The following is a 15,000-nucleotide window of genomic DNA, read 5'->3' on the forward strand; positions in this document are numbered from 1 at the left end:
TGAACTGCAAAGTCGAACCCCTTCGTTGCGAGTCGAGACCCGCTTACGGAACCTGTCTGACGGTCGAAGTGAAGTGGGCGAACCTGTTGACGGGCCAAGACTTACGCACCGACGGTGCGGAGGTCTTCACATGGTAGACGTGCTCCTCGTGAACCAGCGCATCGCGGACGGAAACGTAGACCGCGCGAAGGCTCTCCTGTCGCAGCTGGACGACCCAGAAACGCTGGACGCCGCACTCGCTATCCTCGACGCGGAGGGCGTCCACACTGAATCGGCGTTCCTTCGGCACGACGACGAAGGCCCGTTCGTCACCTACTACATCGAAGCCGAAGACGGCGCGACGGTGTACGACGTGTTCAAACACGTCACCGAAAATCCCGAGGCGCAACCCGACGAGATGGCGGCCTTCATCGAAGAATTTAACGCCGTGATGGACGGCGACCCGTATCTCGTCGAATCAGAGGTGCTGTACCATCTGGTGAATCCCGAGCGGCCAGAAAAGGTGAACTGAACTTCTACGCCAAGAAGACGTGCCGCGGCCGGTCTGCAAGGATGTCGCGGCCCCACTGCACGGTGTCGCGGAAAGCTTCACTGCGGAAGAACGCCATCGCGTCCTCCTTGTCGCGCCACTGGCTGGCGATGAACATGTCGTTCTCGTCGTCCAGATTGGCGAGCAGCGCGGTCTCTAAGTGGCCGTCCATGTCGTCGAGCAGGCCGCCGACGACCTCGAACTTCTCGACGAAGTCCTCGCGGTGCTCCGGTTTCACGGTGTAGAACATTCCCATTGTCCCGAAGCCGGATTCTTCGCCGGCGCGGGCGACGATGCCGGGCAGGTCTGCGAGGAACCCGCCTGCGGTGTTGGCCGCGCTCTGGGTCTTCCAGATGCTGACGATGGCCGTCTTGTCGGCCATCTCGGCGTCGTAGACGGCCGTCTTGACGTGGGTGTCGTAGTGGTCGAACCGTTCGCGCATGCCGTCGACTTCGTCGTAGACTTCCTGCGGGTCGGCCTCCGAGTAGAGCACCATCGCGTAGACATCTTCGCCGTGTGGCTGGCCGGAGTAGATGTTCAGGTCCTCCAGTTCGGCGCGGAGGTCTGCGTCTTCGTCAGTGCCGTGTGAGGCGGTCTCGTCTGCTTCGTCGTCGCTCTCGGTGCCCCCTTCTTCGCCAATCTGTGCGCCCATCCCCGACTGGACGCCTTCTAAGTCGGAGAGGAAGCCGGATGCGGTGTCGGCGGCGCGCTTGTTCTTCCAGAGGCTGATGACGCCCGCGTGGCCGGCGTCGGCCCGCACCGCGGTCATGACGTGGGTGTCGTAGTGGTCGAAGTTTGTGCGCAGGCCGCTGACTTCGGCGGCGAGGTCCTCTGCGTCGGCGGTGGACTCGAAGATGAGGCCGTAGCCCGTTTCTGGATACTCGTCGAGTCGGACGCCGTACTTGCGCAGTTCCTGTTCGAACTGGTCGCGGTCGACTTCCTCGTGGGTGTCCTCTTCTGGAACCGGTGGCTTGCCGCCTGAACTGGCGCTGTCTGCGGATTTCTGCTCAACTGCGGGGGCCGTTCCGGTCGGGACGTGTTCGCCCGCGAGGTAGGCTTCCAGGTCAGCGGGCGGGAATCGGCGCCCGACGTAGAACTGGCCGAACTCCGCGAAGCGGGAGGTAGAGGGGTCGAAGCGCATCTCGTTGAGCAGTTGTTTTACGTCGGTCAGGTCGTCGGCGAACAGGGTGACGCCCCACTCCCAGTCGTCCATGCCGATGGAGCCGGTGATGACCTGTTTTACCTTCCCGGCGTACTGCTTGCCGATTTCGCCGTGGGCCGAGAGGTGGTCCGCCCGCTCGTCGAACGGCAGGTCGTACCAGTTGTCCTCGGGGCCGCGGCGCTTGCTCATCGGGTAGAAGGAGACGAACTCGGCGTCCGGGATGTCCGGCTTGATGCGCGACTGGATGTACCGGGCGATGCCGGTGTCCACGTCGCCGTCCTCCTCGAAGTACTCCTGGGACATGTACCCCGAAACCTCCGTCACGGAGACGTACGAGGAGGTCTGCTCTGTGAACTGGGCGAAGGCGGTCTGTTCGAACTGGCGCTCTGCGACGTCAAGGTGGGCCATCGTCGGGCGCAGGTGCAAGATGAGCAGGTCGGCCTTGTGCCCGAGAATCGAGAAGACGGCCGACGCACCCTCCTCCGCATCGGCGAGTGCCTCGTGGTCGGTGAGGAACTCGACGCCCTCTGCTGTGGCTCGCTCTCGGATGCGGGCGGGGGCCTCGCGCCAGGCGTCCCAGTCCACCGTCCGAAAGTCGTGCAGTGCGTACCAGCCCTCGTCGGTCTGTGGCGGTTCGCGTCGCTCCATGGATGGACGTTAGCGGGCAAAGATAAGGGCGTTTTGAGTTTCAGGCGAGCAGTTGCGGCCCGAAGATCATCACCACGAGGCCCGCGAGCATCGTGAGGCTAATCGAGGTCGTAATCGCTCTGGACAACTCACGGCCGTCCTGCACGGGAAGTCGCGAGACGATGGCTTCCGTGCTCGTCCGGAGAATGTGCCCGCCGTCGAGCGGGAACGCCGGAATGCAGTTGAAGAAGCCGAGCTGGAGGTTCACCCAGCCGCTCCAGAACAGGACGTTGGCGAGGGTGAACACGCCACCGCCGAGGAACGCGAGCGGGCCGCGAATCTCGTAGAAGTTCGTCACCATGTCCACGAACCCGGCGAAGTTGTAGCTGAGTCCGGGCGAGAGGACGCTCGCGAACGGCAGGAACAGGATGACGCCGATGCGCTGGATGAACGACACTGCGCCGAACCCGCCCTCGCCGTCGCCGCCGAGTGCCGCGAGGTACTCGTCTGCGGGGTACGGGTCCACGCCGAAGTCGTCAACCGTCACACCGGAGATGCCGGGCTGGGTGAACACGCCGAGCAGACCGCCACCCGTCCGTGGGTTCTCGTCGAGTTCCACGTCGTAGCTGACCTGTTCACCGTCGAGGACGCCTTCGATGGTCACCGTCTGGCCGGCCTGCGTGTTCGCGAGTGCTCGCTGGAGTGCCTGCTGGTCCACCGTCCGCGTGCCGTTTACGGACGTGATGACCATCGTCTCCTCTTCGGGTGCGCCAGCGTCGGTGAGCGGGCCGTCGGGGCTCACCTGTACGAGTGCCCCGGCGGCGAACGTCGCGCTCCCTTTGTCCGTCTGGATGGTCGAGACGGTGCGGTTCTGGAGGGCGTCACGGAGTTCTGCCTCCGTGCCGACTTGCGTACCGTTCACCGACTGAATCGTCGGCGGGTCGCCAGAGAGGTCGATGCCCTCGACTACGCGGGGGACGGCCCCGGTAATGATGAGCGACCGCTCTACGGTGCGTTGTTCGCCGCTTTTGAGCGACACGTCCACGGTTCGGCTCTCGTTCGCGAGGACGGCGTCGAGTTCGCTCGCGCTCGTCACGTCCTGGCCGTTTATCTGCGTGATGACGTCACCGGGTTGGAGGCCGGCAGCAGCGGCCGCAGAGCCGTCTGCGACGTTTCCGACCGGTGCGCCGGGCACGACGGCGATAGAGCCGACGACGGGACCGAACAGCAGCGCGAACGCCACGAGCGAGATGGCGAAGTTGTTGGTCACGCCGGCGGCGAACATCCGCGTCTGTCCGCCGCGGTCGGCCTTCTGTCTGCTCTCCTCGTCGGGTTCGACGAACGCGCCGACGGGAATCAGCGTGAGCAGGGCGAGGCCCATCGACTCGATTTTTATGTCTTCGACCCGGCAGAGCAGGCCGTGGCCGCCCTCGTGGACGACGAGGCCGATGAGGAGGCCGAGGACGATTTCGGGGGCCGCAGAGAGCGGGAGGAAGTCGTTGACCCCCGGAATCACGAGGACGTTTCGCGGTTCGGTGATGGCACTCGCCGTTGGCTGGGTGAGCGTGCTGTACGCAGAGAAGAGCACGGCGAGGAACGACCCGACCATGATAACGAGCGCGATGCCGATGCCGAGATTGCCCCACGCCCGCCAGAACCGACGGGGGCCCGCCAACCAGTCGAGAAATGCCTTGCCGCGTTGTGTATGAATCGTCGTGATGGGGCCCTGAATCCGCACGGACGGCGGGAGCAGGCCCCGTGCTCGCAGGCCCATTGCGACGACCGTATAGAAGGCCAGGCCAGCGAGTACCCACACGAGGGTGTCTACCATTACCCCAAATCAGGTGCCTAACCGCAAAGAGGGTTTTGGGGTACGACGAGGTGGGTCAGCCCTGTCGGCGCAGGCGGGTCACGACGAACTCCCGGTCGAGTTCGCCGAGGAAGGTGCCGAGTCGCGGCCCCTGTTCGGCGTCGAAAAATAACCGGTAGCCAGCGGTGAAGAAGTCGCCGACGCCGACGTCGTGGCGCTTTGCCGTCTCGTAGATTTCGCCCTGAATCGCCTCGCCGTCGTGGCCCGCTTCGACGAACTCAGCGAGGTCTTCGAGGGCGGCCTGTGTCGCCTCGTCGAAGTCCGTCTCCGGCAACTCAACTTGCAGGCGGTAGTTGTACTCGTTGTCCATGCGCTCGGCCCAGTTGCGCGCCTTCTCGACGCGCTTCAGGGCGTCTTCGACCGCCCACGCGGGCGTGTCGTCGGTGAAGTGCTCCTCGTTGCGCGCCATCTCTTCGCGCAGGTCCACGTCGTCGGTCATCCCGAGGACGGCCGCGAAGGTGTAGGGTAGGCGCACGCGGTCTTCGTTCACTTCGTCTACGAGGAACGGATAGACGCGGTCTGCGAGCGGTTTCAGGTCCTCGTCGTCGGTGCGGTCGAAGTAGATGGCCTCGAAGCGGTCGAAGTCGTCGACGAGCTGGTTCAGCCGCGAGACGTCGAAGTCGCGGGCCTTCTTCGGCGAGAGCGAGAAGAAGTACTTGAACACTTCCGGTTCGAGGAGTTCGAGCACTTCGTGGGCGGTCACGACGTTCCCGGCGGAGGAGGAGAGTGCCTCTCCATTGTAGGTGAACCACTCGTATACCATCGGGACGGGGGCCTCGTTGCCGAGGACGTTTTCTGCGATGTCCTTGCCGGAGGGCCACGACCCGGCGGCGTGGTCCTTGCCGAACGGTTCGTGGTCGACCTTGAGGACCTGCCACTGGGCGGGCCACTCGAAGCGCCACGGCAACTTGCCGTCGCGGAAGGTGGCCGTGCCTTTGTGCCCACAGCCCTCGATGACGTTGCCGCCGGCTTTCAGGTCGGTACACTCGTACTCGACGGTGCCCGCCTCGATGTCGTAGGAAAGCACCGTCTCGGTGAGTTTGCCGCAGTTCTCACAGATGGGATTGAACGGAATGTAGTCGGCATCGACCTTGTCCTGATACTTCGAGAGCACATCTGCGGCCTTCTCCTGATTTTCGAGCAGGTAGGCGACCACGTCGTCGAACTTGCCTTCGGCGTACAGTTCTGTGTTCGAGATAACCTCGATTGGGATGCCGAACGCTTCCGCATTCTTCGCGAGCAGTTTCGTCTGGTGTGCGCCAAAGGAGTCACAGCACCCGAACGGATCGGGCACCGAGGTCAGTGGCTTGCCGAGGTTGCGCCCGAGTGCGCCCGGATTCTCGAGCTCGCCGAGTTCCTTGATGTTGAAGTCCAGGTCGGCGAGTTTACGCGGAATCTTGCGCAGCGGGTCCTTGTCGTCGGAGGTGAACACCTGTCGGACCTCGTGGCCGCGCTCGCGGAGGACTTCGGCGACGAAGTAGCCGCGAATAATCTCGTTCAGGTGGCCGATGTGGGGGATGCCGGAGGGCGAGACGCCGCCCTTGATGATGATGGGGTCTTCGGGGTCGCGCGCTTCTATCTCGTCTGCCACCTCGTCCGCCCAGAAGACGCGGTGTTCGGGAGCGGCTGCTGTGTCGCTCATCTTACGGAACCCAGAACGTCGGTTCGTTGCCCACGCCCTCGGGGACGATGTCCGTACCCTCGTGTTCGCCGGTGCGGACGGCCTTCCCGATGCGCTCGGGGTCGGTGCCGTCTAAGACGATGGCGCGCATCGAGGAGCGCTCGATGAGTTTCGCAGCGAGCAGGTCGACCGGGGCACTCGACCCCGCGCTCATCTCGATGTTGGCGATGACGTCTACGAGTTCGCTCGCGGTCATCTCCTCGAAGCGCGTGGCGTCAGCTTCTGTGCGTGGGTCAGCCGAGTAGACACCGTCCACGCTCGTCGCGTAGACGAGCAAGTCGGCGTTCACGTACTCCGCGAGTGCGGCGCTTACGGCGTCGGTCGTCTGGCCGGGGGTGACGCCACCCATCACGGCGATGTCGCCGCGACGGAGGGCTTCGCCCGCTTCCTCGTAGGTGAGGGCGGGTTTCGGCGCGGCGCGCTCGCCGAGGGCGGTGAGCAGGAGGCGCGCGTTGAGCCGCGTCACGTCGATGCCCAGCTGGTCGAGCTGGATTTCGTTCGCGCCGTGGGCGCGGGCGGCCTTGATGTACTGGCGGGCGACGCCGCCCCCACCGACGACGATGCCGAGGTTGATTCCCTCTCCTGCGAGCGATTCGACGACGGCGGCGTGCTCTTCGACTCGCTCTGACCCAAGCGACGGTGCGAGCACGCTCCCACCGATAGAAACGACGACCTTCATGTCTGTTCGTGGTAGCCCAGAGTTCGCCTTAAGAGTTGCCAACTTGGCGGCGAAGCGTACAAGCGAGTCGCGCCCGTTTCGGCGGATATGCAGGTCTTCTCAGTTTGTGGCGACGGGGCCGACGCGCTGGCGGCACGACTCGCCGCGCGACTCGATTCGAACGGGCGGGTAGCGACGATTTCTCGGGTGGACGTCACACCCGAGGACCCGCGTCCAGCGGGCGTTTCGACAGCCTACACGCTCACTGACGCCGGCTGGTCGGGCGCGGGCGACGGGTCGCTTTCGGCCCTCATCGACCGCGTCGCGCCGGACCACGCCTACGCCATCGTCACGGGCGAGCCAGGTGCGCGACTGCCCCACGTCGTCTGTGGCGACGTCGAACACGCGGGCGAGACGCTCTACCGGGTCGAGGACGCTGAATCGGCAGCCGTTCCCGCAATCGTCGAAGCCGTAGCGGACCTCGAACCGTACGAGACGCTCGAATCGCTCGTCGCACAGGTCAAGGCTTCAGAACGGGCAGAACTGTCGGGCGCGATCGCCACGTTCACGGGTCGCGTGCGTGCGAAGGAGTCTACTAACGATGCGCCGACGGAGTACCTCCAGTTCGAGAAGTACGAGGGCATCGCAGAGGAGCGCATGGACACTATCTCGCGGGAACTCGAAGAACGCGACGGCGTCCTCGACGTGGTGATGCACCACCGGACGGGCGTCATCGAGTACGGCGAGGACATCGTCTTCGTGGTCGTGCTCGCCGCCCACCGTGGTGAGGCCTTCCAGACGGTCGAAGACGGCATCAATCGCCTCAAAGAAGAAGTTCCGCTGTTTAAAAAGGAAGTGACAGTTGACGAGGAGTTCTGGGTCCACGAACGCCAGTAGTCTGCGCGCCACTGAGCGCGCGCAATCCGAGGCAAACTGTGCTTGCGGAACAATTTGCCGCATTTGTGGACTCGAGACGCTCGAATTTCCCTCGAATATCGTGACTTACCAACTCTTGATTTTACGCCGTTAGCTCGGGCTTTAAAATGTTAAACGCCCGCAAAACACGTCGTAAAAGATTGTCTGACGGACGCTTCAGCGGTAAAACGACCCAAATCAATCCTAAGGTTCTGGCCCTTATATGCTCCCGAAGTTTGAATGAGCAGTCGAGGTGTTAGAGATGAGCGCTACAACGCAGCAGCCCTCCACTGTCAGCAAAGAAGATCGGCTCAAGAACTACCTGAAGCAACGCGCAATGGAGAAGGGTGAATTCTTCTTCAAAGGCAAGTTCATCGCCGACGACGTCGGTCTCTCCCCAAAGGAGATCGGCGGGCTGATGGTCAAGCTCAAGGAGTCAGCTACTGACATTACCATCGAAAAGTGGTCGTACACGAGCGCCACCACCTGGCGCGTTCAGCAGGCCACGGTCTAAGCGCCAAACTGCACCTACAGCGAAACCAGTCACCGCGTGCCACCACACGCACTGACATCCCAACAGACGGTCACCGCGTGCCACATTGGTGACCAACCAATCTGCGTGCCACCACACGCACACCACACCGTTCCACTTCTCGTCCCGTGATCCCCGTCACGGGATTTATCAACGCTCCACCCGTAGCGAGAGCCAATGGACCCCCCCGGTCCACCGGAAGACGGCCCACCGGTGGATGCATTTTCGACCGCGTTTCACGTCTACGAGACTCGGACTGACGGAACGCGCCTGTTCTACTACGGCGTGCCCCTCGACACGACCGAGTCGGTCGAGCGGCAGGTCTGGCCGCTGTTCAAAGAACACGGCTACGAAGTCGTCCTCACCCAGCAGACCGGCGAACACGTCCTCGTCGCCGAACCCCGGTCGAACGGCGGCAACGGCTTCCCGTGGACGAACGTGCTGATGGCGCTGCTCACGATTCTTTCGACGCTCTACGCGGGCACGGCGTGGTACTACATCGACCTCGCCGAGAACCCACTCGACATCGTTCAAGCCCTCCCCTTTACCCTCGCCATCCTGGGCGTACTCGGCGTTCACGAGTTCGGCCACTACATCATGAGCCGGTACCACGACGTGGACGCGAGTCTTCCGTACTTCATCCCGTTCCCGACGCTCATCGGGACCATGGGCGCAGTCATCCGGATGCGCGGGCGGATGCCAGACCGCAAGGCGCTGTTCGACATCGGCGTTGCTGGCCCGCTCGCTGGCCTCGTCGCTGCGGTCGTCGTTACCGTCATCGGCCTGTTCATGGACCCCGTCGTCGCCCCCGCCCACGTTCTGAACGACCCGGGCGCGGTGCAGGTGCGGTTCAACAACCCAATCCTCCTCGAGTGGATTGCCGCCGCCGTTGGCCAGCCACTGGAGTACGCGGACCCCGCGAAGTCCGTGAATCCCGTCGTGATGGGCGGGTGGGTCGGCTTCTTCGTCACCTTCTTGAACCTGCTCCCAGTTGGGCAACTGGACGGCGGCCACCTCGTGCGCTCGATGCTCGGTGAACGCCAGGAGACGCTCGCGGCGTTCGTCCCCGCAGTCCTCTTCGGCCTCGCGGGCTATCTCTACTACTTCCAGGACGCCTCGAACGCCGCCGGCATCTGGTTCTTCTGGGGGCTGTTCGCGATGGGAATTGCCTACGCCGGGCCGGCCCAGCCGGTCCACGACGACCCGATGGACGCAAAGCGCATCGCTGTCGGCATCCTGACCTTCGTGCTCGGCATCCTCTGTTTCACGCCGATTCCAATCGAGTTCCTGAGCTAATCCGGGCCGCCGTGGGTGTACCCCCGGTCAGGAAGCGAGTCTCCATCCATCTCGACGCCCTTTTCAGTGACTTCGCCGATGCGAGTCAGCGGGTCTGGACACGCGGCGACGGCCGCCTCCCACGACGCTTCGGGAACCGTCAGAAGTAACTCGAAATCTTCGCCGAAAAAGAGGCTCAGTTCGCGTCGGTCTGCCGCGTCCGCGGCGAGTTCGGAGACGGCGGCCGTGACGGGTATCGACGCCTCTTCGACGGTGAATCCACAGTCACTCGCTTCTGCGAGTTGGTGTAGCGAGCGTGCGAGGCCGTCGCTCACATCCATCATGGCCGACGCGTGAGGCGCGAGCGCGACGCCCGCGGCCACGCGCGGCGTGAACTGGAACAGGTCGTTCGCCCGCGTCACGTCGTCCTGTTCGAACAGCCTGAGTGCGGCGGCTGACTGACCGAGTGCGCCCGTGACGGCCACCACGTCGCCGGGTTCTGCACCCGACCGCAACACGGGTGTGTCCGTCTCGCCGAGCGCCGTCGTCGCCACGGTGAACTCGGTGTGGGTGTCGAGGTCGCCGCCGACGTACTCCGCGCCGACCGCCTCGCACACGTCGCTCGCGCCCGAGAGAAAGTCATCGAGTTCGGCCGCGTCGAAGGCGGGAGCGGCGTAGACCGCGACGGCGGCCGTCGCCTGTGCGCCCATCCCGGCAACGTCTGAGAGCGACGCGCCGACGGCGCGCCACCCGGCGGTGTAGCGGGTCGTCCCCTCGGGGAAGTCCGTCCGCTCGTGCAGCATGTCGGTGGTGATGACCTGTCCGTCCACGACCGCGGCGTCGTCGCCCGCGGCCGCGAGCGTCGCTTCGATGCGCGAAAGGGCGGCCCGCTCGTCCATACCGAGTGCTTTCCCGCGAACCGAGAAAAAGGCGCGTGGTCCGCGTGTAGTCGGAGGGTTGAAGCGCCCCACCGCCGTTCGTGTCACCACATGGGCCTCGACGCCGACGTTCGAACGATTGCACTCGGATTTTTGAGCGCCATCGTCGTCCTCGCCGTCGTGTTCTGGCTCGTCGGCATCGACGCCATCCTCGCTGCACTCTCGACGGCGAACCCGCCGATTCTCGTCGGCGTGCTCGTCTCCGGGGCCGTCTGGATCGTCGCGTGGGGACTCGCCCTCTGGACCGTCGTGACGGTGTTGAACGGCCCGATGAACGCGTTTCACGGCGTGATGCTCTACTCGGCGGCTATCTTCGCCAACAACATCACGCCCTTCGGACAGGCCGGTGGCGAACCGTTCAGCGCGCTCCTCATCTCGCGGACGACCAAGACGAACTACGAGACGGGTCTCGCGGCCATCGCCAGCGTAGACGCCCTCAATTTCGTCCCCTCCATCGGCCTCGGCCTCGTCGCCGTGGGCTACTTTCTGACCACGGCGACGGTCGGCGGTCGCCTCGAAATCGCCGTCACGGCCGTGGGCGTCCTCGCCGTCGCGGTCCCGGTGGCTGGCTTCCTCCTCTGGCAGAAGCGCGACGCAGTCAAGCGCCGGGCTGTGGGCGCGCTCACGCCGACGGCGCGGGTCATCGCTCGGGTGCTCCCTCGCGTCAAGCCGCCCGAACGCGAGAGCGTCATCCGGCGTATCGACACCTTCTTCGCCTCGCTCGAGCGCGTCGCCGCGAGTCGGCGGACGATGGCGCAGGCGCTTGGCTTCTCCGCGCTCGGCTGGCTCGCGCTCGCTACGTCGCTGTGGTTCGCGCTGCTCTCGCTCGGCCACGCCGTGCCCTATCCGGTCGTGTTGCTCGTCATTCCGCTCGGGAGCGTCGCGAGCATCACGCCGCTGCCTGGCGGCCTCGGCGGTGTGGAGGCGGTTCTCGTCGGTTTGCTCGTCCCGGTCACGAGCCTCGACCCGGCGACGGCGGGTGCGGCGGTCATCCTCCACCGCCTCGGGACGTACTGGCTGCCAACGGCGCTCGGCGGCGGGGTGGCGGCAGTCATCGCCAACCGGACGTGAAACAGTGAATTTAAACCTCGTGCGACGGAAGGCGTAGCCATGCCAACGCTCTATGACGTGCCGGCAGATGCGCTCATCGAGGCGCTCGCCGAACGTCTTGCCGACGAGATCGAGGAGCCCGAGTGGGCCGCCCTCGTGAAGACAGGTGCCGACCGAGAACTGCCACCAGAGCAGGACGACTTCTGGTACCTCCGCGCCGCGAGCCTCATGCGCAAGGTCGCCACGGACGGCCCCGTCGGCGTCGACCGCCTCAGCACGGCCTACGGCCAGTCGAAGAAGGGCTCGAACCGCTATCAGGTCGCTCCCGCGCACAAGGGATCGGGCAGCAAGAAGGTCATCCGCACCATCCTCCAGCAGTTAGAGGAGGCGGGCTACGTCGGCACCGAGGGTAGCGCCGGGCGCATCGTGACCGCAGAGGGTCGCAGCCTCCTCGACTCCGTCGCGGGCGACGTCATGGAAGAGTTAGACCGCCCCGACCTCGAACGCTACGCCTGAGACCGTCTGCCGGCGTTCTCCGGTCGAGCACGTGTGACGTGCCTCCGTAATTGTTTTGCCGACCAATCTGTAAGTGACAGCCATGAGTGGCGCACCGGACGAAGACGAACTCGAGGAACTTCGACGCAAGAAGATGCAGCAACTGCAGGAACAACAGGACCAGGGCGGGCAAAACGAAGCCGCCCAGGAGGCTCAGCGCCAGCAGGCTGAGGCCCAGAAGAACGCGATGCTCCGGCAGTACCTGACCGACGGCGCGCGAAAGCGCCTGAACTCCGTGCGGATGTCGAAGCCGGATTTCGCAGATCAGGTCGAACAACAGATTCTCGCGCTCGCCCAGAGTGGCCGCCTCGGCGGACGCATCGATGAAGACCAGATGAAGAACCTGCTGCGCGAACTCAAGCCGGACTCCAAAGACTTCAACATCCGCCGTCGGTGATGGAGGCTGGATTGTTGTTCAGCGGGGGGAAAGACTCCTCGCTCGCCGCGCTCATTTTAGACGAGTTCTACGACGTCACCCTCGTGAGTGCCCACTTCGAGGTGACAGACGCGTGGAAACACGCGCGCAAGACAGCCGAGGCGCTCGGCTTCGACTTCGAGCCCGTGGCCATAGACCAGGAGATCGCCAAGACTGCGGTGGCCCAGATGGTCGACGACGGCTTCCCGCGAAACGGCATCCAGCAGGTCCACAGCCACGCGCTGGAAACCGTCGCGGCGATGGAGTTCGACGCCATCGCGGACGGGACGCGCCGCGACGACCGCGTGCCGAGCGTCTCGCGCGCGCAGGCTCAGAGCCTCGAAGACCGCCACGATGTAGACTACCTCGCGCCGCTCACCGGCATCGGCCGCCGGGCGGTGGACAAGATGGTCGCCCAGACGCTCGAAATCGAGAGCGGGCCGAGCGAGGAGATTCGGAAGGGGGACTACGAGGAGGATTTGCGCGCGCTGATGGTCGAAGCCCACGGCGCGGAGATGGTCGGGAGGGTGTTCCCCGACCACACCCAGACGCGCGTCGTCGCCCGCCGCTGAATCACGCTTTTTCGAGTTTTACCCGGTAGTACGCGTCTCGCTCCCAGCACGTCCCGAGCTCCCACGGCGTCCCGATGAGCGTCTCGCGGAGGCGCGCTCGGCTGAGATAGCAAAAGTGGAGGGACCGCCCTACCAGTCGCTCAATCTCGCCGTCGTCGGTTTCTCGCTCGTACTCGACGTGGAAGACGCGCTGACAGACCCCTTCGCGGGGGTCGGGCCGGTAGCCAAAGCAGTCTTCGGGGGTGAGGTGGGTCGGGTCGTAACCGTCAACGACGGCGACTCCATCCTCGTCCGTCACCCGCGCGAGGTCGCCGAGGAAGGCTGAGACGCCGGCGGGCGACCCCGCGAGTCCGAGTTGCGTGCCGTTCACGAGCGCCGCGTCGAAGGCGTCGCGAGGGAACTCGAGGGCGAACATGTCCATGACACGGACGTCGCCGACGCCACGCTCGCGGGCCGTCTCGACCGCACCCAAACTCGCGTCGATTCCCACGACGTCGCGACCCCTCTCCTCCAACCACGTCGCGTACTGGCCGATGCCACAGCCTACGTCGAGGACGCTCCCCTGGAGCGCGGCGAGCGCCTCGCGCACGTCGTCGTCGAGGTCGTCCATCGGGTGGAAGTAGTTCTCGGCGATGTGCGCCGAGGCCACCTCGGGACCGTCTCGGTAGAGACAGTCACCCCTGAGGCCGCCGTGGTGGAAATCGAGCATCGCCTGGCCGAGCGCATCGCCAGAAGCCATACCGTGATAGAAGCAGCCATATGTAATAAATTCGCTACGATACGCTATCACGTCGCATGCTCCTCCCGCACGAACGAAAGGGTTCAAGCGACCCCTCCACCAACGGGCGGGCATGTACGACCGCATCAAGGGCTTTCGGGACTTCTATCCCGACGAGATGCAGGCCTATCGCGCCACCTTCGACACGCTCGAAGCCACGGCGCAGGGCTACGGCTTTCGTGAAATCGGCACCCCGGCACTCGAACGCACGCAGATGTACGTGGACAAGTCCGGCGAGGAAATCGTCGAGGAACTCTACAGCTTCGAAGACAAGGGCGGCCGTGACATCGCGCTCACCCCCGAACTGACGCCGACCGTCGCGCGGATGGTCGTCGCCAAACAGCAGGAACTCGCGAAGCCAATCAAATGGTTCTCGACCCGGCCGTTCTGGCGCTACGAGCAGGTCCAGCAGGGTCGCTTCCGCGAGTTCTACCAGACCAACATCGACATCTTTGGCTCCGCGGAACCGGAGGCCGACGCAGAGGTCATCGCCACCGCCGCGGACGCGCTCACCAACCTCGGCCTCGAAAACGAGGACTTCGAGTTCCGCGTCTCCCACCGCGACATCCTCGGCGGCCTGCTCGAATCGTTCGACACGGACGTTGACACCGAAGAAGCCATCCGCACGGTGGACAAGAGCGACAAAATCAGCCACGCCGAGTACATGGACCTCCTCGTCGCCGCTGGCCTCACCCGTGAACAGGCCGAGCAGTTCGACGACCTGCTCGCGGTCGACCCGGACGAACTGGACGACCTCATCGAGTTCGCCGGAACCGACCGCGTCGAGGAAGCCGTCACGAACCTCCAGAACGTCCTCGACGCCGCAGAAGACTTCGGCGCACGCCAGTACTGCACGCTCTCGCTCGAAACCGCCCGCGGCCTCGACTACTACACGGGCGTCGTCTTCGAGTGCTTCGACTCGACGGGCGAGGTCAGCCGTGCCGTCTTCGGCGGCGGGCGCTACGACGACCTCATCGAAGGCTTCGGCGGCCAGTCAACGCCCGCCGTCGGGTTCGCCGTCGGTGACGCCACGCTCTCGCTCCTGCTCCAGCGCGCCGGTGTCTGGCCGGACGAGGAACTCTCGACGGACTATTACATCCTGCAAGTCGGCGACACCCGCAAAGAGGCCGCCCGAATCGCCCGCGGCCTCCGCGAGCGGGGCCACGTCGTCGAATCCGACGTGTCCGGGCGCAGTTTCGGCGCACAGATGGGCTACGCCGACTCCATCAACGCGGAGACCGTCGTCATCGTCGGCGAACAGGACCTCGCGAACGACGAGGTCACGCTGAAGGACATGAAATCCGGCGACCAGGTGCAGGTCCCAGTAGATGGGTTTCCTGAGGAGTACGACCGACCGACGGTCGCCGACTTCGAATAACTCTCTCTGTCGTTCTCGCGGTTAGAAATCGACAGACAGCGGGCGTTCGCTGGAACAGCCACCAC

The 15,000-nt window shown here is 64.7% G+C and carries 15 protein-coding genes; 9 read left to right on the forward strand and 6 right to left on the reverse strand.

The genetic code is table 11. The features are described from left to right. Window positions 1–130 precede the first annotated feature (130 nt). The gene (locus tag P1M51_RS00865; protein WP_276246296.1) at window positions 131–511 is read left to right on the forward strand and encodes a DUF6176 family protein; all 381 of its coding nucleotides are present in this window, start codon (window positions 131–133) and stop codon (window positions 509–511) included. 4 nt (window positions 512–515) lie between these two features. Here P1M51_RS00865 and P1M51_RS00870 read toward each other — a convergent pair whose 3' ends face one another. The 4 genes from P1M51_RS00870 to pyrH are packed head-to-tail and all read right to left on the reverse strand — an operon-like array spanning window position 516 to window position 6,548. Next, a complete protein-coding gene (locus P1M51_RS00870) occupies window positions 516–2,339 on the reverse strand; it encodes a heme-binding protein (RefSeq protein ID WP_276246297.1) in 1,824 nt (607 codons plus the stop codon). Window positions 2,340–2,379: 40 nt separating this feature from the next. Further along, entirely contained in the window at window positions 2,380–4,149 is a 1,770-nt protein-coding gene (locus tag P1M51_RS00875) for a site-2 protease family protein (RefSeq protein ID WP_276246298.1), read from the reverse strand. A 55-nt stretch (window positions 4,150–4,204) separates the two neighbouring features. Then, a complete protein-coding gene (gene lysS / locus P1M51_RS00880; RefSeq protein ID WP_276246299.1) occupies window positions 4,205–5,830 on the reverse strand; it encodes a lysine--tRNA ligase in 1,626 nt (541 codons plus the stop codon). Window position 5,831: 1 nt separating this feature from the next. Next, window positions 5,832–6,548 carry a UMP kinase gene (gene pyrH / locus P1M51_RS00885; protein WP_276246300.1) on the reverse strand — a complete coding sequence of 239 codons (717 nt, stop codon included), beginning with the start codon at window positions 6,546–6,548 and terminating at the stop codon, window positions 5,832–5,834. An 87-nt stretch (window positions 6,549–6,635) separates the two neighbouring features. On the opposite strand from pyrH, the gene P1M51_RS00890 reads away from it, so the two are divergent. The 3 genes from P1M51_RS00890 to P1M51_RS00900 all read left to right on the forward strand — a co-directional run bounded on the left by P1M51_RS00890 (window position 6,636) and on the right by P1M51_RS00900 (window position 9,270). Then, complete coding sequence (locus P1M51_RS00890) at window positions 6,636–7,424, forward strand: molybdopterin synthase (RefSeq protein ID WP_276246301.1); 789 nt, start codon at window positions 6,636–6,638, stop codon at window positions 7,422–7,424. Between the two features lie 280 nt (window positions 7,425–7,704). Next, complete coding sequence (locus P1M51_RS00895) at window positions 7,705–7,956, forward strand: hypothetical protein (protein ID WP_276246302.1); 252 nt, start codon at window positions 7,705–7,707, stop codon at window positions 7,954–7,956. A gap of 195 nt (window positions 7,957–8,151) precedes the next feature. Then, on the forward strand, window positions 8,152–9,270 hold the full coding sequence (locus P1M51_RS00900) for a site-2 protease family protein (RefSeq protein ID WP_276246303.1): 1,119 nt from the start codon (window positions 8,152–8,154) through the stop codon (window positions 9,268–9,270). Here the strand turns inward: P1M51_RS00900 and thiL are convergent. After that, on the reverse strand, window positions 9,267–10,148 hold the full coding sequence (thiL, locus tag P1M51_RS00905) for a thiamine-phosphate kinase (protein ID WP_276274749.1): 882 nt from the start codon (window positions 10,146–10,148) through the stop codon (window positions 9,267–9,269). The genes P1M51_RS00900 and thiL overlap by 4 nt on opposite strands. 90 nt (window positions 10,149–10,238) lie before the next feature. On the opposite strand from thiL, the gene P1M51_RS00910 reads away from it, so the two are divergent. The 4 genes from P1M51_RS00910 (at window position 10,239) to P1M51_RS00925 (ending at window position 12,779) form a co-directional block, all read left to right on the forward strand. Next, window positions 10,239–11,258 (forward strand): lysylphosphatidylglycerol synthase transmembrane domain-containing protein, encoded by a 1,020-nt coding sequence (locus P1M51_RS00910; RefSeq protein WP_276246305.1) that lies wholly within the window; start codon window positions 10,239–10,241, stop codon window positions 11,256–11,258. A gap of 39 nt (window positions 11,259–11,297) precedes the next feature. Then, the gene (locus tag P1M51_RS00915) at window positions 11,298–11,753 is read left to right on the forward strand and encodes a 30S ribosomal protein S19e (protein WP_276246306.1); all 456 of its coding nucleotides are present in this window, start codon (window positions 11,298–11,300) and stop codon (window positions 11,751–11,753) included. Between the two features lie 82 nt (window positions 11,754–11,835). Beyond that, complete coding sequence (locus P1M51_RS00920) at window positions 11,836–12,189, forward strand: DNA-binding protein (RefSeq protein ID WP_276246307.1); 354 nt, start codon at window positions 11,836–11,838, stop codon at window positions 12,187–12,189. Beyond that, window positions 12,189–12,779: an asparagine synthase-related protein gene (locus tag P1M51_RS00925; protein WP_276246308.1), complete on the forward strand. Its 591-nt coding sequence runs from the start codon at window positions 12,189–12,191 to the stop codon at window positions 12,777–12,779. The genes P1M51_RS00920 and P1M51_RS00925 overlap by 1 nt, the downstream gene beginning before the upstream one ends. Window position 12,780: 1 nt before the next feature. Here the strand turns inward: P1M51_RS00925 and P1M51_RS00930 are convergent, their stop codons facing one another. After that, a complete protein-coding gene (locus tag P1M51_RS00930; protein ID WP_276246309.1) occupies window positions 12,781–13,518 on the reverse strand; it encodes a bifunctional 2-polyprenyl-6-hydroxyphenol methylase/3-demethylubiquinol 3-O-methyltransferase UbiG in 738 nt (245 codons plus the stop codon). A gap of 112 nt (window positions 13,519–13,630) precedes the next feature. Here P1M51_RS00930 and hisS point away from each other — a divergent pair, with 112 nt between their 5' ends. Continuing rightward, complete coding sequence (gene hisS, locus P1M51_RS00935) at window positions 13,631–14,935, forward strand: histidine--tRNA ligase (protein ID WP_276274750.1); 1,305 nt, start codon at window positions 13,631–13,633, stop codon at window positions 14,933–14,935. Window positions 14,936–15,000: the final 65 nt, after the last annotated feature.

Origin of the sequence: Haladaptatus sp. QDMS2, from assembly GCF_029338295.1 — an archaeon.
Lineage (GTDB): Archaea > Halobacteriota > Halobacteria > Halobacteriales > Halococcaceae > QDMS2.

What these genes read in the sequence shown, in the direction of transcription:
- P1M51_RS00865 (WP_276246296.1), top strand. Translation starts at nt 131, where the DNA reads ATGGTAGACGTGCTCCTCGTGAACCAGCGCATCGCGGACGGAAACGTA.
- P1M51_RS00870 (WP_276246297.1), bottom strand. Translation starts at nt 2,339, where the DNA reads ATGGAGCGACGCGAACCGCCACAGACCGACGAGGGCTGGTACGCACTG.
- P1M51_RS00875 (WP_276246298.1), bottom strand. Translation starts at nt 4,149, where the DNA reads ATGGTAGACACCCTCGTGTGGGTACTCGCTGGCCTGGCCTTCTATACG.
- lysS (WP_276246299.1), bottom strand. Translation starts at nt 5,830, where the DNA reads ATGAGCGACACAGCAGCCGCTCCCGAACACCGCGTCTTCTGGGCGGAC.
- pyrH (WP_276246300.1), bottom strand. Translation starts at nt 6,548, where the DNA reads ATGAAGGTCGTCGTTTCTATCGGTGGGAGCGTGCTCGCACCGTCGCTT.
- P1M51_RS00890 (WP_276246301.1), top strand. Translation starts at nt 6,636, where the DNA reads ATGCAGGTCTTCTCAGTTTGTGGCGACGGGGCCGACGCGCTGGCGGCA.
- P1M51_RS00895 (WP_276246302.1), top strand. Translation starts at nt 7,705, where the DNA reads ATGAGCGCTACAACGCAGCAGCCCTCCACTGTCAGCAAAGAAGATCGG.
- P1M51_RS00900 (WP_276246303.1), top strand. Translation starts at nt 8,152, where the DNA reads ATGGACCCCCCCGGTCCACCGGAAGACGGCCCACCGGTGGATGCATTT.
- thiL (WP_276274749.1), bottom strand. Translation starts at nt 10,148, where the DNA reads ATGGACGAGCGGGCCGCCCTTTCGCGCATCGAAGCGACGCTCGCGGCC.
- P1M51_RS00910 (WP_276246305.1), top strand. Translation starts at nt 10,239, where the DNA reads ATGGGCCTCGACGCCGACGTTCGAACGATTGCACTCGGATTTTTGAGC.
- P1M51_RS00915 (WP_276246306.1), top strand. Translation starts at nt 11,298, where the DNA reads ATGCCAACGCTCTATGACGTGCCGGCAGATGCGCTCATCGAGGCGCTC.
- P1M51_RS00920 (WP_276246307.1), top strand. Translation starts at nt 11,836, where the DNA reads ATGAGTGGCGCACCGGACGAAGACGAACTCGAGGAACTTCGACGCAAG.
- P1M51_RS00925 (WP_276246308.1), top strand. Translation starts at nt 12,189, where the DNA reads ATGGAGGCTGGATTGTTGTTCAGCGGGGGGAAAGACTCCTCGCTCGCC.
- P1M51_RS00930 (WP_276246309.1), bottom strand. Translation starts at nt 13,518, where the DNA reads ATGGCTTCTGGCGATGCGCTCGGCCAGGCGATGCTCGATTTCCACCAC.
- hisS (WP_276274750.1), top strand. Translation starts at nt 13,631, where the DNA reads ATGTACGACCGCATCAAGGGCTTTCGGGACTTCTATCCCGACGAGATG.